This window comes from Rhodanobacter sp. FW106-PBR-R2A-2-24 (genome assembly GCF_058789615.1).
Genome location: NZ_JBYTBV010000002.1, coordinates 2,390,914 through 2,410,378 on the forward strand (window position 1 = coordinate 2,390,914; position 19,465 = coordinate 2,410,378).

A 19,465-nucleotide genomic window follows, 5' to 3' on the forward strand; every position below is an offset into this window, starting at 1 on the left:
CGATGAACCTGCGCCGCAAACTGCTGCTGGTCGCGCTGTGCACGCTGGCGCTGCCGGTGGCTGGCTGGCTGTACGTGCGGCAGATGGAGGCGATCCTGCGCGAAGGCCAGGCGCAGGCGCTGCTCGCCTCGGCGCGCGCGGTGGCGCGCAGCCTGGTGGTGACGCACGCACTGCAGGCGCCGGATGGGCCGGGCTGGTACGTGCAACCGGCGATCAACCCCATCACCGTGGACGGCTACGGCGACGACTGGGCGCCGCTGACGCCGTGGGCACAGGACTTCGGTCGCCGCGGCCAGGTGATGCTGGCCGCGGACACGCGTGGCCGCTACCTGTACGCGGAGGTGCGCGACACTCGCCGCACGCGCACCGCAACCACCGATGGCGACGGCGCGCTGGCCGCCGATCACCTCAACCTGCTGCTGGGCAACGCCGCCGGGCAGCAGCGCTACCTGCTGGAAAGCGATGCGCCGGGCGCGATCCTCGCCAGCGCGCAGGACGCGGCGGTGCCGGGCTTGCCCGCCAGCCTGCCGGCGCAGTGGCAGGAGGACGGCAGCGGCTTTCGCGTCGAACTGCGCCTGCCCGATACGGCTGGCCTGACCAGGCTGGGCGTGGGCGCCTATGTGGCGAGCGACGGCGGCGAGCGCACGGGCCTGGTCACGCGGCCGCTGCTGGCGTATTCGACGAAACTCGCCGACGAGCTGGCCAGCCTCGCGCCCGAGCGCGTGCAGGCGCGCGTGCTGTCGCCGGCCGGCTGGCTGCTCGCCCGCAGCGGCAAGCTGGACGACGCGCCGGGCGCGCGTGGCCAGCCCGGCTGGTTCGCGTCGCTGGTGTATCGCTCCTTGCTGGCCACCCGGCTGGAGGACGCCGCCCTGTGGGCGCAGAACGTGCCGCGGCTGGATACGGCGGAAGTGCGCCGGGCGCGCGCCGGAACGCCGGCCAGCGTGTGGCGCAGCGGCGAGGAGCGCGGCAGCGTGGTGCTGTCTGCCGCCGTACCGATCGAGCAGGGCGGCCAACTCGCCGGTGTGCTGCTGCTGGAACAGGCCAGCCGCGCCGTGCCGCTGTTGGCCAACCGCGCGCTGTTCGGCCTGCTGCTCACCAGCTTCGGCGTGTTGCTGCTGGCGGGCGCGATCCTGCTGTTCTTCGCCACGCGGCTGAGCCTGCGCCTGGGTCGGCTGCGCAATGCGGCCGAGCGTGCGCAGCTTTACGATGGACGTCTGGATGGCCATTTCCCGATGGTCGACGAGCCCGATGAAATTGGCGACCTCGCGCGCAGTTTCGAGCGCCTGATCGAGGCGGTGGGTGGCTACACCGACTACCTGCGCACGCTGGCCTCCAAGCTGTCGCACGAGCTGAACACGCCGCTGGCCATCGTGAAATCCTCGCTGGACAACCTGGAGCACGCGCTGCAGGAGCGCGCCGGCCTGCCGGCCGAGGCGCGGCCCTACCTCGACCGCGCCCGCGACGGCGTGGCGCGGCTGGGCACCCTGGTGCGCGCGATGAGCGAGGCGAGCCGGATGGAGCGCGCCATCGCCGCCGCCGAGCCGGAGGACGTCGACCTGCGTGACGTGGTGCGCGGCTGCGCCGACGCCTACCGGCCGCTGATCGGCGCGCGCCGGCTCGACTGCGCCTTGCCCACGGCGCCCCTGCACCTGCACTGCGCCCCGGAGCTGCTGGCGCAGGCGCTGGACAAGCTGCTGGACAACGCGCTCTCCTTCACGCCGGCCGATGGCTGGCTGCGTCTGGCGCTGCGCGCGGTGGACGATGGCGCCGAGATCGAACTGGCCAACCAGGGCCCGCCGCTGCCGGCGGCAATGGCCGGGCGCCTGTTCGATTCGTTGGTGAGCCTGCGCGACAAGGCCACGCCGGGCGACGCCCCGCACCTGGGGCTGGGCCTGTACGTGGTGCGCCTGGTGGCCGAGCGCCACGGCGGCAGCGCCAGCGCGCGCAACCTCGACGACGGCGGCGGCGTGGCTTTCAGCCTGCGCCTGCACCCGATGCCGCGGCAGCGGCTCTGACCCACCTCCAGCGAGGGAGCCTTCGCTGCTATCCCCTCTCCCCGACAGTTCCACCGTTGGGGTAGAGGGTCAGGGTGAGGGGGAATGAGGCTCGCGTGGAGCACAAGCCTCCCTCTCCCCCGAGCTTTCGCCTGGGGGAGAGGGAGCTTCCGGCGCTTTCGCTTTATGGACGTCCATACGGAAAACGCCGCGTCCCTGCTATCGTGTGCAGCCCATCCCCGCTGGATCGTTCCCGTGATCTCCCGTAGCGACTTCGACGCGCTGGCTGCGCAAGGCCACACCCGCATCCCGCTGGTGCGCGAGGTGTTCTCCGACCTCGACACCCCGCTGTCGGTGTACCTCAAGCTGGCCGATGGCCCGTACACCTTCCTGTTCGAGTCGGTCGATGGCGGCGCGACGTGGGGCCGCTATTCCATCATCGGCCTGCCGGCGAAGCGCGTGTACCGCCTGCGCGGGCACGAGCTGGAAGTGGAGGACGCAGGCGAAGTCACCGAGCGCCGCCACCTGGACGATCCGCTGGGCGAGATCGAGAAGCTGCGCGCGCAGTACGACGTGCCGCGCCTGCCGCAACTGCCGGCGTTCTCGGGCGGGCTGGTCGGCTACTTCGGCTTCGAGACGATCGGCTACATCGAGCCGCGCCTCGCGCAGTGGGATCGCGCCGACGAGCTGGGCACGCCCGACGTGCTGCTGATGCTGGCCGAGGAAGTGGCCGTGTTCGACAACCTCAAGGGCCGGCTGTACCTGATCGTGCACGCCGATCCGTCCGAACCGCAGGCCTATGCCAAGGCGCAGCGCCGGCTCGATGCGCTCACCCACCGGTTGCGCCAGGGCGGCGCGGCCTACCCGCAGCTGGTGCACGCACAGGCGCTGGACGAGGGCGATTTCCAGTCCTCCTTCACCAAGGCCGAGTTCGAGGCCATGGTGGAGCGTGCGAAGGAATACATCCGCGCCGGCGACATCTTCCAGGTGGTGCCCTCGCAGCGGCTGTCCGTGCGCTTCAATGCGCGCCCGGTGGACGTGTACCGCGCGCTGCGTGCGCTGAACCCCTCGCCCTACATGTACTTCGTCGACCTCGGCGGCACCCAGATCGTCGGCTCCTCGCCGGAGATCCTGGCGCGGCTCAAGGACGGCAAGGTGCTGGTGCGCCCGCTGGCCGGCACGCGCCGGCGCGGCGCCACCGAGGCCGAGGACCAGGCGCTGGAGGCGGAGCTGCTGGCCGACCCCAAGGAGCGCGCCGAGCACGTCATGCTGATCGACCTGGGCCGCAACGACATCGGCCGCATCAGCGAAACCGGCAGCGTGGAAGTCACCGACGCCTTCGCGATCGAGCGCTACTCGCACGTCATGCACATCGTCTCGCAGGTGCAGGGCACGGCGAAGGCGGGGTTGTCCTACATGGACGTGCTGAAAGCCACCTTCCCGGCCGGCACGCTCTCGGGTGCGCCGAAGATCCGCGCGCTGGAGATCATCCAGGAGCTGGAACCGTACAAGCGCAACATCTACGCCGGGGCGATCGGCTGGATCGGCTGGTGGGGTGATGCCGACACCGCCATCGCCATCCGCACCGCGGTGATCCAGGACGGCCGCCTGCATGTGCAGGCTGGCGCCGGCATCGTCCACGACTCCGATCCCGCCGCCGAGTGGGAGGAGACGATGAACAAGGGCCGCGCGCTGTTTCGCGCGGTGGCGCAGGCGGCGCGAGGCCTGTAGGCGCGGCTTGCCGTGCCGCCCCGGCGGGCATGACGAGAGGTAGGCGTGCGGCCGTGGTGGGCCGTGCTAAGGTCTGGCGTTTCGGGCCGGCTGGCTCGTACAGGGAGCGCCACACGTGTCCACGCCAAGCGTCAGCATCGAAGCGGTCACCAAGCGGTTCGACGGCCATACCGCGGTCGACCAGCTCAGCCTGCAGGTACCCGCGGGCGGCATCTACGGCCTGCTCGGCCCCAACGGGGCGGGCAAGTCCACCACGATCCGGCTCATCATGAGCATCCTCGCGCCGGACGCGGGGCGCATCGCGTTGTTCGGCGGCAACGGCAACAGCCGCGACCTGTCCGCGCGCATCGGCTACCTGCCCGAGGAACGCGGGCTGTACAAGAAGATGAAGGTGCTCGACCACCTGGTGTTCCTGGGCGAGATCAAGGGTATCGCGCGCGGCGACGCGCGCACCCGCGCGCTGGCCTGGCTGGAGCGGCTGGAGCTGGGCGCCTGGGCGCAAAAAAAGGTGGAAGACCTCTCCAAGGGCATGCAGCAGAAGGTGCAGTTTGCCGGCGCGCTGCTGCACGAACCGGAGCTGGTGATCCTCGACGAACCGTTCTCCGGCCTCGACCCGATCAACGCGCAGGCGATGAAGGACATCGTGGTGGAGATCGCGAAAAGCGGCCGCACCGTGCTGTTCTCCACCCACGTGATGGAGCAGGCCGAGCGCATGTGCGACCGCGTGGCCATCGTCGCGCGCGGCAAGCTGGTGGTGAACGGCCCGGTGGCGCAGGTGAAGGCCGATTTCGGCGGCCGCCACGTGGCGCTGGGCTTTGCGCACGGCCGCGAGCGCGCGGAGGCGATCCTCGCCGACCCGCGCCTGGTGGCGCGGCTGGACGACTACGGCGCCAGCGCGGAACTCAAGATGGCCGAAGGCGCCGACCCGGAGCGCCTGCTCGCCGCGCTGGTCGAGGCCGGCGTGGGCTTGCGCCGCTTCGAGGTGGTGGAGCCTTCGCTGCAAGCCATCTTCATCGCCAAGGTCGGCGCCGATCCCGCTGCCGCCCCCCTGCCTGCCGTTGCCGGAGCTGCCGCATGAACAAGACCTTTGCCGTGATCCGCCGCGAATACATCGAGCGCGTGCGCACCAAGGCCTTCCTGATCTCCACCATCCTGCTGCCGGTGATGATGGTGGCGGTGATGCTGCTGCCCGCGTTGATGATGGCCGGCGGCAACCGCACCAGCCGCGTGGCGGTGGTGGATGCCTCCACCAGCGGCCTCGGCCAGCCGGTGGCCAAGGCGCTGCAGGCCGCGAGCTTCGGCGAACAGGCCGGCGCCAAGGCCCGCTACGCGGTGCAGGTATTCCCGGCCACGCCGGCCGACCTTGCCCAAGTGCGCGACGGCTTGATCGCCAAGACCGGCTTCGACCAGGACAAGCGCCAGGACGGCTGGGACGGCGTGCTGGTGCTCGATGCGAACACACTGAGCAGCGGCAAGCTCGGCTACTACGGCGACAACGTCAGCTCGCTCGAAGCGATGGGCCGCCTGCAGCGCGACGTCGGCAAGGCGCTGGCCGGCGTGCGCCTGGCCGCCTCGGGCGTGGATCAGGCACTGGTGAACAAGGCGATGGCGCCGGCCGACATGGACACCACCAAGGTTTCCGCCGGCAAGCTCACCGGGCAGAGCGGCGAGGCCAGTTTCATGATCGCCTACGCAATGGGCTTCATCCTCTACCTCGCCACCTTGATCTACGGCCAGCAGACCATGACCTCGGTGATCGAGGAGAAGACCTCGCGCATCATGGAGGTGCTGACCTCCTCGCTGACGCCGTTCCAGATGCTGCTGGGCAAGGTGCTTGGCGTGGGTCTGGCGGGCCTGACGCAGATGGCGATCTGGGCTGGCACCGCCTTCGTGCTGGGCAGCCAGGGCGCGCATATCGCCGGTACGCTGGGCATGGGCGCGGCGGCCGCGCAGAAGTTCGCCATCCCCGGCATGCCGCCGGCGCTGCTGGTGGTGTTCCTGCTGTATTTCGCGCTGGGCTTCCTGCTCTACGGCGCGCTGTACGCGGCGATCGGTGCGATGTGCAACACCATCCAGGAAACCCAGCAGTACGCGGTGTTCGTCACGCTGTTCGTGATGGTGGGTTTCTTCTCGGTGTTCGCGCTCATCAAGGACCCGGCGGGCGGGCTGGGCGCCACGATGTCCTTCATCCCGTTCTTCGCGCCCTTCACCATGCCGGTGCGCTGGTCGATGAGCTCGGTGCCGCCGCTGCAACTGGCGCTGTCACTGACGCTGATGGTGCTGGCCTTGCTCGCCTGCGTGTGGCTGGCCGCGCGCATCTACCGCACCGGCATCCTGATGTACGGCAAGAAGCCGAGTTGGGGCGAGCTGTGGCGGTGGATTCGGGCATGAGGCGGGGCAAGGTGAGCAAGCGAATTGGAGGATTTGAATCCACCCTTCCCTGATGCGCGAGCCGCCTATTGGCTGCATGGTTTCTATTTGAAATTGAAGTGATCAAGGATGGTTTCGTGGCAAAGACAACGTGCGATCTTTATCGCTCTGTAATGGATAAGTCGTTTAAAAAGATAAAAATTGGACTCTACCCAGGTAACGGCGTTCTTGATCCTCGCTGGGAGGAATCCGAGTACTACAGTAACAAGCTCAATCGGATGATGACAATTCGGGCCGATGTTGAGTTTGAAAAGGATAAGGACGGCCTGAAAGTCCTTCCGGGAAAGGGGACTTCATTGCATGATGTGCCGAAATGGTTCCCGAATCATGACTTCTGGATTCCAGAGGGAACCGAATACAGTGATGAGCTTGTTATCAAAAAGGACGAGAAGAAGAAAGCTAGCCCCTATAATCCGAAGCTCGTCGGCCATCACTATCAAATTGAATGCAAGACACGAATGACACAGGTTACGATGCAAGGGTATCTGAACAACATGGCTCGCGCTGCTGTTGAGCTTCAATGTAAATTGGCTAAAAAGGGTTAAAATAAGGTGTCATTATGCCAGAGATAAGTAATGAGGCGCTAATTGTGGCTATCCAGGCCATTGCTGCAGAGTATCGTATGCTCCGCGACGCTGCTGAAACTGAAGAGCTGGAAACGGAGGAGTATCTTCTCCTCGAGGAGCGCGAGAGGGTGATGGAAAACTTGAAGACTGCTTATGACGAGCTGGCCATTCGTGTCGCGAATTTGCCACCCTATGAGCGACTGGTGACTGGCAAATAGGCACCCCTGAACTTCATGGGGCGCTGTCGAGGTGGCCATTTCGGTCGGTTGCTCATGCTGATCAGGGCGGACTTCGTTGCCGATCAGCTCACCAAAGTAGCCCTTGCTGCGCAGCATGCCAGTCAGTTTCCACGAGGCTGGACAGATCCACGCCGACAAGGTTGCCGTGTCGGCGTTGCTCCCCCTATTCGCGCAAAACGCGGGCCAAAACGACCGGATCATTCCTGCATGAGCGTCATCGCCGAACAACTCACCCAAACAACTCATACTGCGCCGCGTAGCTGTCGGCGTCGATGAAGCCGGCCAAGCCCACGCCGACCAGGCGATAAAGCGCGTCGGCGGGGCGCTCCACTCGTTCGCGCAGTGCGCAGGCGATCTCGGCCAGTTCGTGTTCGGAGGTCGGGCGCTGGGTGGGCGTGAGGCTGCGCGTGAGCGTGTGGAAGTCGGCGGTCTTGAGCTTGAGCACCACGGTGCGCGCGATGCGCCCGTCCCGTGCCTCGCGCTGGTGCGCGGCCCAGGTGTGTGCGGCGAGGCGGTGGATGTGCGGCGCCAGCTCGTCCAGCCGCAGGTCCTGCGCGAAGGTGTCCTCGCTGGAAACCTGCAAGGTGGGGCGATCCGGCGTCACCGGATGTTCGTCGATACCCAGCGACAACTCGTGCAGGCGGATACCCCAGCGGCCGAAGCGCCGTTCCAGCTCCCCGGCGGCGAAGGCGCGCAAGTCGCCCACGGTGGCGATACCCAGCGCGGCGAGCTTGCCTTCCATCACCTTGCCCACGCCGGGCAGGCGGCCCACCGCGAGTGGTGCGAGGAAGGCCAGCGCCTTGTCCGGGCGCACCACGTAGAGGCCATCGGGCTTGTTGAAGTCGGAGGCGATCTTGGCGAGGAATTTGTTCGCCGCCACGCCGGCCGAGGCGGTGAGCTGCGTCTCGGCAAGGATCGCCGCACGGATCGCCTCGGCGGTGGCGGTGGCCGAGGGCAGGCCGGTCTTGGTGGTGGTGACGTCGAGGTAGGCCTCGTCCAGCGACAGCGGTTCGATGAGGTCGGTGTGCCGCGCGAAGATCGCCTGCACCTGCCGCGACACCGCCTTGTAGCGGGAGAAATCCGGCGGCACGAAGATCGCCTGCGGGCACAGCCGCTCCGCGCGCACTGCCGGCATCGCCGAGCGCACGCCGAAGACGCGCGCCTCGTAGCTGGCCGCGCACACCACCGAACGTGCGCCCTTCCACGCCACCACCACCGGCCGGCCGCGCAGCGCGGGGTCGTCGCGCTGCTCCACCGACGCGTAGAACGCGTCCATGTCGACGTGGAGGATCTTGCGGGGCAGGCTGTTCACGGTGCGACGATTTTAGAGGCCAACGCCAGCGACGGGATGCGCGTCCTGCTCCGCTTGCGGCAAGCGGCTTGGGGGGCGTGCCATGAACGCCTATGCTGCGCCCATCGCGTTCGCCGCCGAGTCGCCCATGCTTTTGCCCTCGCTCCATGCCGGCTCCACCATGCTGGCCGCTTTCCTCGCCGCGCTGGTGGAGTGCGTGGAGGCGCTCACCGTGGTGCTGGCGGTGGGCATCACCCGGGGCTGGCGCAGTGCGTTGGCCGGCAGCGCCAGCGGTCTTGCCGTGCTGCTGCTGACGGTGGCCTTGCTGGGGCGCCTGCTGATGCGCGCGCCGCTGCACGGCTTGCAACTGGCGATCGGCGCCTTGCTGCTGCTGTTCGGCATGCGCTGGCTGTGCAAGGCGGCGCTGCGCGCGGCCGGCGTGCTGGCGCGGCACGACGAGGCGGCCATCTACCGTGCCGAGACGGCCGCCCTGCGTGAGCGCGGCGGCGTGCGGAGTGGGCTGGACAAGCTCGCCTTCGTGCTGAGCTTCAAGAGCACCGTGCTTGAAGGCGTGGAAGTGGTGTTCATCGTGCTCGCCATCGGCGCCGGCCACGCGGCGCTGCTGTGGCCGGCCAGCTTGGGCGCGCTGGCCGCGCTGCTGCTGGTGGTGGTGCTCGGCGTCGCGGTGCATCGGCCGCTGGCGCGGGTGCCGGAGAACACGCTGAAGTTCGTCGTCGGCGTACTGCTGTGCGCCTTCGGCTCGTTCTGGAGCGCCGAGGGCATGGGTTACCCGTGGCCCGGCGGCGACCGCGCCATCCCCGTGCTGGCGCTGGCCTGGCTCGCCACGGCGCTGGCCTGTGCGGCCTGGTGCCGCCACGCGCGGCGGGAGGCGCCGCGATGAGCTGGCTGCGCAGGCTGTGGCGACTGTTCGTGGACGATGGCCGCTACGCGCTGGCCATCGTGGCCTGGCTGGTGTTGGCCTGGTGGGGCTTGCCGTGGCTGCGCCTGCCGGCAACCTGGAACGCGCCGCTGTTCGCGGCGGGCCTGCTGCTGATCCTGGCCTGGGGCGTGCTGCGCGGGAGGCGCGGCTAAGGCGATCGGCGGCGCGTGCGTGGGACAGGTTTTCAGCGGTCCTCGTCCCAGCCGAGCACCTCGATGTCGTCGAGGGTCATGTCGCGCGACAGGTGGCTGCGCAGCAGCAGCCAGACGCGGCGGACGCGGTGGGTGGACTCGTCCAGCACTTCCAGATACGCAAAGCTGTCCTGCTTCGAGTAGCGCAGTCCCGCTCGTATCCGCCACGGCACGAATGCCCGTCGCCTGCGCAGGAGGACTAGGTGGTTGGCCTTGGCCCATTCCTGCAACAGCGCGGGCTTGGCGGCGTCGTTGCGCGCCGCCCGGTAGAGCATGGCGACAGCCAGCAGGATCAACAGGACAACAAGCAGGACGGCCATGGATCGGGCTTCGCGGACGAGGCCCGCAGCGTGAACCTTTGCGGCGAGACGGGCAAGCGCAAGGGGCTGGCGCGGGGCGGGCCGGCCATGCCAAGGTTGCCCGATGACGACGACTGACAGCTCCCCCGCCTACCTGCGCCGCCTCGGCGTGTGGGATGGCGCCATGATCGTGATTGGCGGCGTGATCGGCGCCGGCATCTTCCGCACGCCGGCCACGGTAGCGGAGCGCACGGCTTCCGGCTTGCCGCTCTTGGCGCTGTGGGTACTGGGCGGGGCGCTCACGCTTGCTGGCGTGCTGTGCTACGCGGAACTCGGCTCGCGCCGGCCGCAGGCGGGCGGCATCTATCTCTACCTGCGCGAGGCCTTCGGCGTGCTGCCGGCGTTCCTGTTCGGCTGGACGATGGCGCTCATCAACTACCCCGGCAGCGTGGCCGCGGTGGCGATCACCTTCGCGGATTATTTCTGCAAGGCGCTGGGGCTTTCCACCACATGGGTGACGCCGGCGGGCGTGGCCGCCATCGTGTTCATCGTGGGGGTGAACTTCAGCGGCATTCGCGCCGGCGCCATGCTGCAGAACGTGTTCGCCGTGCTGAAGCTGGCCGCGGTGGCCTTGCTGGTGGCGGTGGGCCTGGCGCTGGCACACGGGCATCTGGGCGGCGTGCTCGCCACCGACACCACGCACCACGTGTCCAGCGGCGCCTTCGTGGGCGCGCTCTTGCCGGTGCTGTTCACCTACGGCGGCTTCCATTACTTGAACGACCTGGCTGGCGAGGTGCGCGATCCGCAGCGCACCCTGCCGCGCGCGCTGCTGCTGGGCATGCTGGGCGTGGTCGCCGCCTATGTGCTGGCCAACATCGCCTATCTCACCGGCATGGGCCACGCCGGCCTGGCCGCCAGCTCCGCGCCCGCCGCCGACCTGATGCGCCACCTGTTCGGCACGGCCGGCGAGAAGGTGATGGCGGTCGGCATCGCCTGCTCCACCTTCGGCTATTGCAGCATCGCCATCGCCGGCGGTGCGCGCGTGCTGCAGACCATGGGCGCGGATGGCGCACTGTTCCGCGCGGTGGGCCGCATCGATCCGGTGAGCCGCGCGCCGCACGTGGCGCTGGCGCTGCTCGGCGGCTGGACCATCGTGCTGATGCTGTGGGGCAACTTCGGCCAACTGGTGGACTACACCACGGTGGGCGAGTGGCTGGGCCACGCCTTCGGCATCGGCACGCTGTTCTGGTACCGCTGGAAGTTCGTGGACGAGCCGGCGCCGTACCGCGTGCCGTGGTTCCCGCTGCTGCCGCTGGTGTTCGTGCTCACCGTGCTCGGCGTGATCGTGGCGACGGCGATTGCCTCGCCGCACGATGCCGGCATGAGCCTGCTTATCATCGCGCTCGGTGCGCCGGTGTACGGGTTGTGGCAATGGCTGCGGAGGAGAGTGGCATGAAGCGGATCTGGCTGGCGGGTGTTGTAGTGCTGGTCGCCACGCAGGTAATGGCGACTGAGGTGGCCGACCTCACGGCAGCGTCGACGCGCGCCGACCTGCAACATGTGGTGCGTACCGCAGCGACGGAAACCGCGCAGGACGGCGTAAAGCAGCAACGCTACACGTTCCAGCCGGCCGCCCAACCGCAGGTCGTCGTGATGCCCGCGCAGGGCGGTTGGAACTGGCAGGGGCAGGGCGAGTTGCGCCTGCGCGTGCAGAACGCGATGCCGTGGGCGGTGACCCTGGCGATCGACATCGACGGTGCGGGCGCGAAGTCGCACCTGCACGCCGTGGTGGGCCTGCCTGCCGGCCCCGCGCAGACCCTGGTGGTGCCGCTGCGTGCCGTCTCGCCGCTGACTTTCGGCATGCAGGCCGGGCCGACCCGACCGTTCGACGACCGCGGCAGGCGCGTGCTGGTGGCGACCACCGTTGCGGGCGCGCTCGATCTCTCGGCGGTTCATGACGTGCGGCTCTCGGTGCCGGCGCCGCAAGCCGCGCAATCCCTGCTGTTCGGACGCATGGACGCGGTGCCTGGCGAGGCCGCGCTGCACGAAGCCTATACCGGCATCGTCGACCACTACGGCCAGTACACCCGGGAAGAGTGGCCGGAGAAGGTTGCCGACGATGCCGCGCTGCGCGCTGCCGTCCGGCGTACGTCACCCGCCGGATCGCCTGGCAACGAGGATCACTACGGCGGACGTCTGGACGTCCGTCTGCCGGCGACCGGCTGGTTCCACACGCAGAAGGCCAAGGGTCGCTGGTGGCTGGTCACGCCGGAGGGTCACGGCTTCTTCTCGCTAGGCGTGAACACCGTGAAGGCCGACGACACCCGCACCTACGTGCAGGACCGCACGTACATGTTCCGCGACCTGCCGCCGGACCGTGGCGCGTGGGCGGCGTTCTACGGCACCGGCGACAACCGCAATGCGCAGCAGGGAGCAGGTGCGGGCCGCTGCTGCGACCACGGGCAGTGGTTCGACTTCTACGCCGCCAACCTGTACCGGGTGGACGGCACGGACTGGCTGGCTGCGTGGCGCACGCGCACCCTGGCGCGTCTGCAGGCATGGGGCTTCAACACCATCGCCAACTGGAGCGATCCCGCGCTGGGCGCGTTGCACCAGCTGCCCTACACGCGCGAGCTGGATATCCGCGGCGATTTCGGCACCGTTGCCACCGGCTACGACTGGTGGGGCCGCATGCCCGATCCGTTCGACCCGCGTTTCGCGCCGGCGGCGGATGCCGCGGCGGCAAGGGCCGCGCGTGGCGTGCGCGACGATCCGTGGTTGCTGGGCTATTTCGCCGACAACGAATTGTCGTGGTCCGCCTATGGCCCGGAAGGTCGTTGGGCGCTCGCCATGGGCACCCTGCACGGCGAGGCACGCAGCGCGGCCAAGCAGGCCTTCATTGCCGACCTGAAGCGAAAATACGGCACCCCGGGCAAGCTCGCGGCGGCATGGGGTATCGCGCTGCCCTCATGGGACGCGCTGGACGCCACCAACTTCCCCGCGCCCGCGCCGGGTGCAGCGCACCCCGCCATCGCCGCCGACTACAGCGCCTGGCTGGCCCGGTATGCGGACCGGTTCTTCCGTACCGTCGTCGAGGCGATCCATCGCCACGATCCGCATCATCTTTATCTGGGCAGCCGCTTCGCGGTGAAGACGCCCGAGGCTGTCGCGGCGTGCGCCAGGTATTGCGACGTGGTGAGCTTCAACATCTACGCCGACGTGCCGCAGCACGGCTTCGACGCGGCGGCGATGCGCAAGCTCGACAAGCCGGTGCTGATTTCCGAGTTCCACTTCGGTTCCGACGACCGTGGCCCGTTCGGCAAGGGCGTGGTGTCGGTGGCGAGCGAGGCGCAACGCGGCGAAGCCTATGCGCGCTACCTGCAGGCGGCGACGGGCGATCCGGAGATCGTGGGCACTCACTGGTTCGAATACGCGGACGAGCCGGTCACCGGCCGCCTGCTGGATGGCGAGAACGGGCACTTCAGCCTGGTGGGCATCACCGATATCCCGTTTGCGGGTTTCGTCGAGGCGGTGCGCAAGGCCAATGCGCAGGTGCAGGCCGGGTTGTGACACCATGACGGCGCTCGCGATTCGATTCCATCGGAGCCACCCATGTGCCTGATCGCCTTCGCCTGGCAGTCCCATCCGCGCTGGCGACTGGTGCTCGTCGGCAACCGCGACGAGCTGCATGCGCGGCCCAGCGCGCCGCTGGCGCGCTGGGATGACTTGCCCATCCTCGGCGGCCGCGATCTCGAGGCCGGCGGCACCTGGCTGGGCGTGACCGACGCGGGGCGCTGCTGCGTGGTGACCAACGTGCGCGATCCGCGCGACCCGCAACTGGGCGCCTCGCGCGGCCTGCTCGCCACCGACTTCCTGGTTGGCGCGGAGGGCGCACTCGCGCACGCGAGCCAACTGCTCGCACGGGCCGCCGGCTATCGCCCGTTCAACCTGCTCACCTTCGATGCGGACAGCGCGTTCTATCTCGGCAATCGCCCCGGCGCGCGCGCCGAGGCGGTGATGCCCGGCGTGCACGGTCTTTCCAACGCCGACTTCAACACGCCCTGGCCAAAGACGCGTGCGCTGATGCAGCGCCTCACCGCCTGGTTGCGGCTGGGCGCGGACGAGGATTTCGCGCCGCTGTTCGCCGCGTTGGCCGACGAGCGGCACGCGCCGGATGCGGAACTGCCCGATACCGGCGTCGGGCTGGAACGCGAACGCCTGCTGTCGCCCGCCTTCATTCGCGGCGAACGCTACGGCACCCGCGCCAGCACCGTGCTGGCGATTGGCCACGACGGCGCCGGGGTGATCGTGGAACGCCGCTTCGGCCCGCTGGGACGCTTCGATGGCGAAACGCGGCTGCGCTTCGGCAAGGCATCGGCCCCCACGCGCTGAAGCCTTGCGCCTACGCGACGCTGCGCTCCGTGCCGCCTGAGCTGGCGCGGGGCGGTGGTTAGCGTGGTGGCTCCGTGTGGCGGGAGTCACCGATGCATCCGCGCTGTTTGTTGTCCTTGATCGTCCTGTGGGCCGGTGCCGCCGGCGCCGCCGATTGTCCGCGCTGGTCGCCGGCGCGCGCGCAGGTGGAGTTGTCCGCGCTGCACACGCGGCTGGACGGCTGGAACCATGCCTATCGCGTGGATGGCGCCGCGCCGGTGAGCGACGCCGTCTACGACCAGGCCGAACAGCAACTGGCGGCATGGGTTGCCTGCTTTCCCGCGCAGGCTCCCGCGCCGCTGGCGCATCTGGGCGACGCCGGCGGCCGCCATGCCGCGCCGGTGGCGCAGACCGGCCTGGCCAAGCTGCCCGATGCCGCCGCGGTGGATGGCTGGATGCGCGCACGCGGCTACCGCGACCTATGGGTGCAGCCCAAGGCCGATGGCGTGGCGGTGACCCTGCTCTATGTGGACGGCGCGTTGCAGCAGGCGGTGAGCCGTGGCGACGGCTGGCACGGCAGCGACTGGACGGCGCAGGCACAGCGCATCGCCGCCATTCCCAAGCAGTTGCCGCACGCACCGGCACGCGTGGTGTTGCAAGGCGAACTGGTGTGGCGGTTGCCTGGGCACGTGCAGGCGCAGGCGGGTGGCGTCAACGCACGCTCGGCGGTGGCCGGCGCGCTGGCGCGTGCGACGCTGGACACCGCCACCGCCGCGAAGATCGGCCTGTTCGTGTGGGACTGGCCCAGCGGCCCGGCCGACATGCCGGCGCGGCTGGCCGGTCTGCGCGCGCTGGGCTTCGCTGGCAGCGCGGCGCTGACGCAGCCTGCGGGCAGCCTCGACGACGTGAAGCGTTGGCGCGATGCCTGGTATCGCCACGCGCTGCCATTCGCCGCCGATGGCACCGTGCTGCGCCAAGGGCATCGCCCGGCGGCGTCGCGTTGGCGCGCTGCGCCACCCGACTGGGCGGTGGCGTGGAAATACCCCGCCGCCAGTGCGCTGGCCGAAGTGCGCGCGGTGCGCTTCACGGTGGGTCGCAGCGGGCGCATCACGCCGGTGCTGGAGCTGGCCCCCGTGCAACTGGACGACCACCGCATCACGCGGGTGAGCGTGGGCTCGCTCAAACGCTGGCAGCAGCTTGATATCCGCCCCGGCGATCGGGTCGAGGTGGCGTTGGCTGGCCTCACCATCCCGCGTCTGCAGGCGGTGGTGTGGCGTGCCAGCGAGCGTATCGCGGTCAGCGTGCCCGATGCCGCGCACCACGAGCTGTTGACCTGCTGGGCCGCCACGCCCGGCTGCGAGCTGCAGTTCTTCGCCCGGCTGCAGTGGCTGGGTGGCAAGCAGGGGCTGCGCATGGATGGCGTGGCAGCCGAGACCTGGCAGGCGCTGATCGAGGCGGGGCGGGTGCGCGGCCTGCTGGACTGGCTGAGCCTGACGCCGGCGCAGCTGGCGGGCGTGCCCGGCATCGGCCGACCGCGTGCCGCTGCATTGGCGCAGGCCTTTGCCACCGCCCGTGGCCGTCCGTTTGCCGATTGGTTGCGCGCGCTGGGGGCGCCGCGTGAGGCGGTGGAAGCCGGGCTGGATTGGGCCGCCCTGGCGGCGCTGGACGAAGCCGGCTGGCGCGGGCAAGGCGCCAGCGCCGCGCATGCGCGGCAGCTGGCGGCTTTCTTCGCTCATCCCGACGTGCGCGGTTTGGCCGTCCAGATGCGCGCGGCTGGCATCGCCGGCTTCCAGCGCCCCGCACGGCGGCGCTAGCGGCGACGGAGCGACTTCGGTCGCGCCGCCTGGGTCACGGCGGCAACCGCACCTACGACAGCTCACCGTCCAGGTAATACCAGCGGCCGCCCTCGCGTACGAAGCGGCTGAGTTCGTGCATGCGTTGCGCCTTGCCGCCGCCGTGGCGCAGGCGGGCGACGAAGTCCACGGTGGCGTGGTCGCCGTGTGCTTCGGCGCGCTTGATCTCCAGCCCCAGCCAGGTGGGCGAGGGCGTGTCCAGCTCGGCGGCGTCCGGCCGCGTGCTGGCGTGCCAGCTGGCCAGCAGGTAGTCGGTGCGACCCAGCACGTAGGCGCTGTAGCGCGAGCGCATCAATGCCTCGGCGCTGGCGGCGGGTGCGCCATCGTGCAGCGGGCCGCAGCAGGCGGCATAACCGGCGGGGTTGCCGCAGGGGCAGGGCGCGGCGGGTTTCACCTCAGACCGGACGGCCGCGCAGGACGCGCGCCGGCAGCATCAGCAACGCACCGAGAAAAGCGAACACCGCGCCCACGGTGATGCCCACCAGCCGCAGCGGCAGGCACAGCAGCCACACGATGGGGTAGAGCACCAGCGCCAGCAGCGCCAGCGGCCAGCAAAACACCAGCAGCAACAGCCAAAGCAGGAAGGCGGCCATGGCTATACCTCGAAGGTCAGGGGTCCCCATTCTGGCGCACATGCGGTGCGCCGGGCAGATGACGCATGGCAGGGTTTCAGCGGGGCGCCACGAGCGCCACCAGGGCCATCGCGTCCGCCGCCAGCGCATAGTGGCCGGCGCCGTTGGGCAGCCAGGCCTGCTCGGCGGCAAGTGGGCCTTCGCTGGTGTCGATGCGGCCGCGCGCGCAGAACACCAGCACGGTGTGCGGTGCCAGCGCGTGGCGTCCCGGCCCGTGCACGGCGGTGAGCGCGCCGCGCACATGCTCGCGTCGGCACATCAGGTTGAAGTCGCGGCCGGGGCGACCGGCGAGCGTTGCCGTCACGTCCAGCTCGCCGGCGAAAGCGAACGGCGCGCAAGGCGTGGTGAGGGCGTGGGTGCGGCCATCGGCCAGCTGCATGGTGAAGCCGTCGCCGTCCAAGAGGGCGATCACGCGGTCGATGCCGGGGTAGGCGGAGAACGGCGCGGCCTTGTCCACTTCGGCAATGCTCACGCGCCACAGGAAATCGTCCATGCTCGCGCCGGGCGGATGGATGGCCAGTTCGCGAGTGCGGCCCAGGCCGTTTTTCCATGGGCGCGGCGGGCAGTCGGCGAGGGCGATGATGGGCATGCTCGTGGCGGATGGATTGGGGTAGGAGCCCGCTGGCGGGCGATGTGGGCGGTTTGCCCGGAGCGTTATCGCCCGCGAGCGGGCTCCTGCGGGGTGGTTTCGATCATGCGCTTGAATGGCGGCAGCGCGCGCAGCATGCCGGCGCCGTAGCGCTTGGTGACCACGCGGCGGTCGAGGATCACGATGCGGCCGTGGTCGGTTTCGCTGCGGATCAGCCGCCCGCAGTATTGGGTGAGCAGGCGGGTGGCCTCGGGGATGGCCACCTCGACGAACGGGTTGCGGCCGCGCGATTCCAGCCATTCGGCATAGGTGGCGCCGACCGGGTCGGTGGGCACGGCGAAGGGCAACTGGGTGATGACCACGGTCTCGCACAGCTTGCCGGGAAGATCCAGGCCTTCGCCGAAGCTCGCCAGGCCGAACAGCGTGCTGCCCTTGCCGGCTTCCACGTCGGCGACGTGCTCGGCGATCAGTTGCGCCTTGCCCAGCGAGCCCTGCGCGCGCACCTTGCGTACCTTGTCGATCGGCAGGCGCTGCAGCACGCGGTCGAGCTTGGCGCGCGAGGTGAACAGCACCAGGTTGCCGGCGTTCCAGTCCAGTTCGGCGGCCAGCCAGTCGCTGATGGCTTGTGCGTGCTCCTCGCGCGCGTCGGGCAGCGCGGTGATGGCTGGCACGTGCAGTTGGGCCTGCGCGGCGAGGTCGAAGGGCGAAGGCAGGCTCAAGGTGGCGGCGTCGTCGGGCAGGCCTACGGCGTCGGCGTAGCCGCGGAAATGGCCGCCGGCGGAGAGCGTGGCGGAGGTGAGCAGCACGCCGCTGGCGTTGCCCCACAGCACGTTGCGCAGCAGTTCGGCGGCCGAGACCGCCGAGGCGTGGCAGACCAGTTGCTGGTCGCCGGCCAGGCTTACCCAGCGCGCCAGCGGCGGGGCGGTCTCGGCATCCGTGCCCGACCAGGCCTGCCAGCAGGCGGCGTGGTGGGCGAGGCGCTCCAGCGCCATGCCCAGTTCGCGCGACAGCGCCTCCTGGGTGGGGCCGCCATCGGTCATCTCCACCACGGCGCGGCGCACGGCGGTGAGCCAGCGCTGCACTTCCTGGGTCAGCAGGCTCAGCGCGCGGGCATGCTCCACCCAGTCTGCCGGCAAGGCGCCCAGCGAGCCGCGGTAGACCGGCTCCTTTTCGGCGGGATCGGGCAACCAGGCGAGGCGGATGGTTTTTTCCAGGGCTTCCAGCGTGTCGGACAGCTCCTGCAGCCTGGCGTCACCGGCTTCCAGCGTGAGCTTGCCGAGGCTCTCCTTGTCGGTGAGCGAGTAGGCGGCGTGCACCTGCCGGCCGAGGCGGTTCAGCTGCCGCAGCGCGGCGGTCATGTACACCTCCGAGGCGCCCCGGTCGATGGCCTTGCCGGGCACGTGGTGGGCCTCGTCGAACACGTACAGCGTCTCGTCGGGGTGCGGCAGGATCACGCCGCCCCAGCCTTCGTCCCCATCGGGCATGGTGAGGTCGGCCAGTACCAGATCCTGATTCGCCACGATGATGTCGGCATCCTCCACCGCGCGCCGTGCGACGAAGAACGGGCATTGCAGGAAATACACGCACTTGCGGTTGGTGCAGCCGCCGGCGCTGGTGGTGAGCATGGGGCGCAGGAAGTCGCCCACCGGCTCGGGCGCGGCGTCCATGTCGCCCTTCCATTCGCCGGCTTCCCAGGCCTTGGCCAGTTTTTTCAGTGCGGTCTTGTCGCGTTCGGCCGGCGGTTTGGCCCAGATCGCCAGGTCGGCGTCGAAGCCGAGGCCCAGTTGGGCGGAGCCGGCCAGGCTGTTCATCGTCATGGCCAGGTTGCGCGGGCACAGGTAGCGGCCGCGGCCCTTGGCCAGCGCCACCTTGGCCTGATTGCCGGAGATCCTGAGGTAGAGCGGGATGTCGCGCTCCACCAGTTGCTCCTGCAGCGCCACGGTGGCGGTGGCGATCAGCAGCTTCTTTTGCTGCGCGCGGGCCACGGCGTAACCGGCAATGAGGTAGGCCATGGATTTGCCGGTGCCGGTGGGCGCCTCGACCGCGGCGGCGCCGTTTGATGCGGCCAGCGCCTTGGCCACCTCGGCGATCATCTTTCCCTGCGCGGCGCGCGGGCGAAAGCCGGGCAGGCCTTCCTTCAGGCGCGCGTAGGCGGCGCGGATGGCGTCCTTGGTGGTGTCGGTGAGCATCGGCAAATTCTAGCGGTTGCCGGAGCAAGGCCTGAGCTTGCTTGGAAAAGTCCGCGGCAGGGCTCAAGATGCAAAGAGGCAAGCCGATCCAGTGAGCGTGTACGGCGCGTTGGTCGACTGGATGGGTTGCCGCCATCGGGCAGGGGAGGC

Annotated in this window: 18 protein-coding genes; 12 read left to right on the forward strand and 6 right to left on the reverse strand. The window is 69.5% G+C overall.

The window, feature by feature from the left end; genetic code table 11:
* Positions 1 to 2: 2 nt before the first annotated feature.
* The 6 genes from AC3WQA_RS11960 to AC3WQA_RS11985 all read left to right on the forward strand — a co-directional run bounded on the left by AC3WQA_RS11960 (position 3) and on the right by AC3WQA_RS11985 (position 6,939).
* Positions 3 to 2,015, forward strand: a complete 2,013-nt coding sequence (locus tag AC3WQA_RS11960; RefSeq protein WP_492675273.1) for an ATP-binding protein — start codon at positions 3 to 5, stop codon at positions 2,013 to 2,015.
* Between the two features lie 234 nt (positions 2,016 to 2,249).
* On the forward strand, positions 2,250 to 3,725 hold the full coding sequence (gene trpE, locus AC3WQA_RS11965; protein WP_492675274.1) for an anthranilate synthase component I: 1,476 nt from the start codon (positions 2,250 to 2,252) through the stop codon (positions 3,723 to 3,725).
* Between the two features lie 115 nt (positions 3,726 to 3,840).
* The gene (locus AC3WQA_RS11970) at positions 3,841 to 4,803 is read left to right on the forward strand and encodes an ABC transporter ATP-binding protein (protein ID WP_492675275.1); all 963 of its coding nucleotides are present in this window, start codon (positions 3,841 to 3,843) and stop codon (positions 4,801 to 4,803) included.
* Positions 4,800 to 6,116 carry an ABC transporter permease gene (locus AC3WQA_RS11975; RefSeq protein WP_492675276.1) on the forward strand — a complete coding sequence of 439 codons (1,317 nt, stop codon included), beginning with the start codon at positions 4,800 to 4,802 and terminating at the stop codon, positions 6,114 to 6,116. The genes AC3WQA_RS11970 and AC3WQA_RS11975 overlap by 4 nt, the downstream gene beginning before the upstream one ends.
* Before the next feature lie 116 nt (positions 6,117 to 6,232).
* Entirely contained in the window at positions 6,233 to 6,700 is a 468-nt protein-coding gene (locus AC3WQA_RS11980; protein WP_492675277.1) for a Tse2 family ADP-ribosyltransferase toxin, read from the forward strand.
* A gap of 14 nt (positions 6,701 to 6,714) precedes the next feature.
* Positions 6,715 to 6,939 (forward strand): Tsi2 family anti-toxin, encoded by a 225-nt coding sequence (locus AC3WQA_RS11985; protein WP_492675278.1) that lies wholly within the window; start codon positions 6,715 to 6,717, stop codon positions 6,937 to 6,939.
* A gap of 250 nt (positions 6,940 to 7,189) precedes the next feature.
* Here the strand turns inward: AC3WQA_RS11985 and dinB are convergent, their stop codons facing one another.
* Positions 7,190 to 8,272 (reverse strand): DNA polymerase IV, encoded by a 1,083-nt coding sequence (dinB, locus tag AC3WQA_RS11990; RefSeq protein WP_492675279.1) that lies wholly within the window; start codon positions 8,270 to 8,272, stop codon positions 7,190 to 7,192.
* A gap of 82 nt (positions 8,273 to 8,354) precedes the next feature.
* Between dinB and AC3WQA_RS11995 the strand changes: the two genes are divergently transcribed.
* Both AC3WQA_RS11995 and AC3WQA_RS12000 read left to right on the forward strand, forming a co-directional pair.
* Positions 8,355 to 9,152, forward strand: coding sequence for a COG4280 domain-containing protein (locus tag AC3WQA_RS11995; protein WP_492675280.1), 798 nt, complete (start codon positions 8,355 to 8,357; stop codon positions 9,150 to 9,152).
* Entirely contained in the window at positions 9,149 to 9,343 is a 195-nt protein-coding gene (locus AC3WQA_RS12000; protein WP_492675281.1) for a hypothetical protein, read from the forward strand. Before AC3WQA_RS11995 ends, AC3WQA_RS12000 begins: the two co-directional genes overlap by 4 nt.
* Before the next feature lie 32 nt (positions 9,344 to 9,375).
* On the opposite strand, the gene AC3WQA_RS12005 is transcribed toward AC3WQA_RS12000, so the two are convergent.
* The gene (locus tag AC3WQA_RS12005) at positions 9,376 to 9,702 is read right to left on the reverse strand and encodes a hypothetical protein (protein ID WP_492675282.1); all 327 of its coding nucleotides are present in this window, start codon (positions 9,700 to 9,702) and stop codon (positions 9,376 to 9,378) included.
* 103 nt (positions 9,703 to 9,805) lie between these two features.
* On the opposite strand from AC3WQA_RS12005, the gene AC3WQA_RS12010 reads away from it, so the two are divergent.
* The 4 genes from AC3WQA_RS12010 to ligB all read left to right on the forward strand — a co-directional run bounded on the left by AC3WQA_RS12010 (position 9,806) and on the right by ligB (position 15,866).
* A complete protein-coding gene (locus tag AC3WQA_RS12010) occupies positions 9,806 to 11,137 on the forward strand; it encodes an APC family permease (RefSeq protein WP_492675283.1) in 1,332 nt (443 codons plus the stop codon).
* Positions 11,134 to 13,251, forward strand: coding sequence for a beta-agarase (locus AC3WQA_RS12015; protein ID WP_492675284.1), 2,118 nt, complete (start codon positions 11,134 to 11,136; stop codon positions 13,249 to 13,251). Before AC3WQA_RS12010 ends, AC3WQA_RS12015 begins: the two co-directional genes overlap by 4 nt.
* A 42-nt stretch (positions 13,252 to 13,293) precedes the next feature.
* Positions 13,294 to 14,073: an NRDE family protein gene (locus tag AC3WQA_RS12020; RefSeq protein ID WP_492675285.1), complete on the forward strand. Its 780-nt coding sequence runs from the start codon at positions 13,294 to 13,296 to the stop codon at positions 14,071 to 14,073.
* 92 nt (positions 14,074 to 14,165) lie between these two features.
* Entirely contained in the window at positions 14,166 to 15,866 is a 1,701-nt protein-coding gene (ligB, locus tag AC3WQA_RS12025; protein ID WP_492675286.1) for an NAD-dependent DNA ligase LigB, read from the forward strand.
* Between the two features lie 52 nt (positions 15,867 to 15,918).
* On the opposite strand, the gene AC3WQA_RS12030 is transcribed toward ligB, so the two are convergent.
* The 4 genes from AC3WQA_RS12030 to dinG all read right to left on the reverse strand — a co-directional run bounded on the left by AC3WQA_RS12030 (position 15,919) and on the right by dinG (position 19,315).
* The gene (locus tag AC3WQA_RS12030; protein ID WP_492675287.1) at positions 15,919 to 16,299 is read right to left on the reverse strand and encodes a YchJ family protein; all 381 of its coding nucleotides are present in this window, start codon (positions 16,297 to 16,299) and stop codon (positions 15,919 to 15,921) included.
* Position 16,300: 1 nt separating this feature from the next.
* Positions 16,301 to 16,498 (reverse strand): hypothetical protein, encoded by a 198-nt coding sequence (locus tag AC3WQA_RS12035; protein ID WP_492675288.1) that lies wholly within the window; start codon positions 16,496 to 16,498, stop codon positions 16,301 to 16,303.
* Between the two features lie 76 nt (positions 16,499 to 16,574).
* Positions 16,575 to 17,126: a HutD/Ves family protein gene (locus AC3WQA_RS12040; RefSeq protein ID WP_492675289.1), complete on the reverse strand. Its 552-nt coding sequence runs from the start codon at positions 17,124 to 17,126 to the stop codon at positions 16,575 to 16,577.
* Positions 17,127 to 17,191: 65 nt separating this feature from the next.
* Positions 17,192 to 19,315 carry an ATP-dependent DNA helicase DinG gene (gene dinG, locus AC3WQA_RS12045; protein ID WP_492675290.1) on the reverse strand — a complete coding sequence of 708 codons (2,124 nt, stop codon included), beginning with the start codon at positions 19,313 to 19,315 and terminating at the stop codon, positions 17,192 to 17,194.
* Positions 19,316 to 19,465: the final 150 nt, after the last annotated feature.

Excerpts from the sequence above, each read along its gene's own strand:
- ligB (WP_492675286.1), top strand. The coding sequence starts at position 14,166 with ATGCATCCGCGCTGTTTGTTGTCCTTGATCGTCCTGTGGGCCGGTGCC.
- AC3WQA_RS12005 (WP_492675282.1), bottom strand. The coding sequence starts at position 9,702 with ATGGCCGTCCTGCTTGTTGTCCTGTTGATCCTGCTGGCTGTCGCCATG.
- AC3WQA_RS12015 (WP_492675284.1), top strand. The coding sequence starts at position 11,134 with ATGAAGCGGATCTGGCTGGCGGGTGTTGTAGTGCTGGTCGCCACGCAG.
- AC3WQA_RS12040 (WP_492675289.1), bottom strand. The coding sequence starts at position 17,126 with ATGCCCATCATCGCCCTCGCCGACTGCCCGCCGCGCCCATGGAAAAAC.
- AC3WQA_RS11995 (WP_492675280.1), top strand. The coding sequence starts at position 8,355 with ATGAACGCCTATGCTGCGCCCATCGCGTTCGCCGCCGAGTCGCCCATG.
- AC3WQA_RS11975 (WP_492675276.1), top strand. The coding sequence starts at position 4,800 with ATGAACAAGACCTTTGCCGTGATCCGCCGCGAATACATCGAGCGCGTG.
- AC3WQA_RS12010 (WP_492675283.1), top strand. The coding sequence starts at position 9,806 with ATGACGACGACTGACAGCTCCCCCGCCTACCTGCGCCGCCTCGGCGTG.
- AC3WQA_RS11985 (WP_492675278.1), top strand. The coding sequence starts at position 6,715 with ATGCCAGAGATAAGTAATGAGGCGCTAATTGTGGCTATCCAGGCCATT.
- dinG (WP_492675290.1), bottom strand. The coding sequence starts at position 19,315 with ATGCTCACCGACACCACCAAGGACGCCATCCGCGCCGCCTACGCGCGC.
- AC3WQA_RS12020 (WP_492675285.1), top strand. The coding sequence starts at position 13,294 with ATGTGCCTGATCGCCTTCGCCTGGCAGTCCCATCCGCGCTGGCGACTG.
- AC3WQA_RS11960 (WP_492675273.1), top strand. The coding sequence starts at position 3 with ATGAACCTGCGCCGCAAACTGCTGCTGGTCGCGCTGTGCACGCTGGCG.
- AC3WQA_RS12035 (WP_492675288.1), bottom strand. The coding sequence starts at position 16,498 with ATGGCCGCCTTCCTGCTTTGGCTGTTGCTGCTGGTGTTTTGCTGGCCG.
- AC3WQA_RS12000 (WP_492675281.1), top strand. The coding sequence starts at position 9,149 with ATGAGCTGGCTGCGCAGGCTGTGGCGACTGTTCGTGGACGATGGCCGC.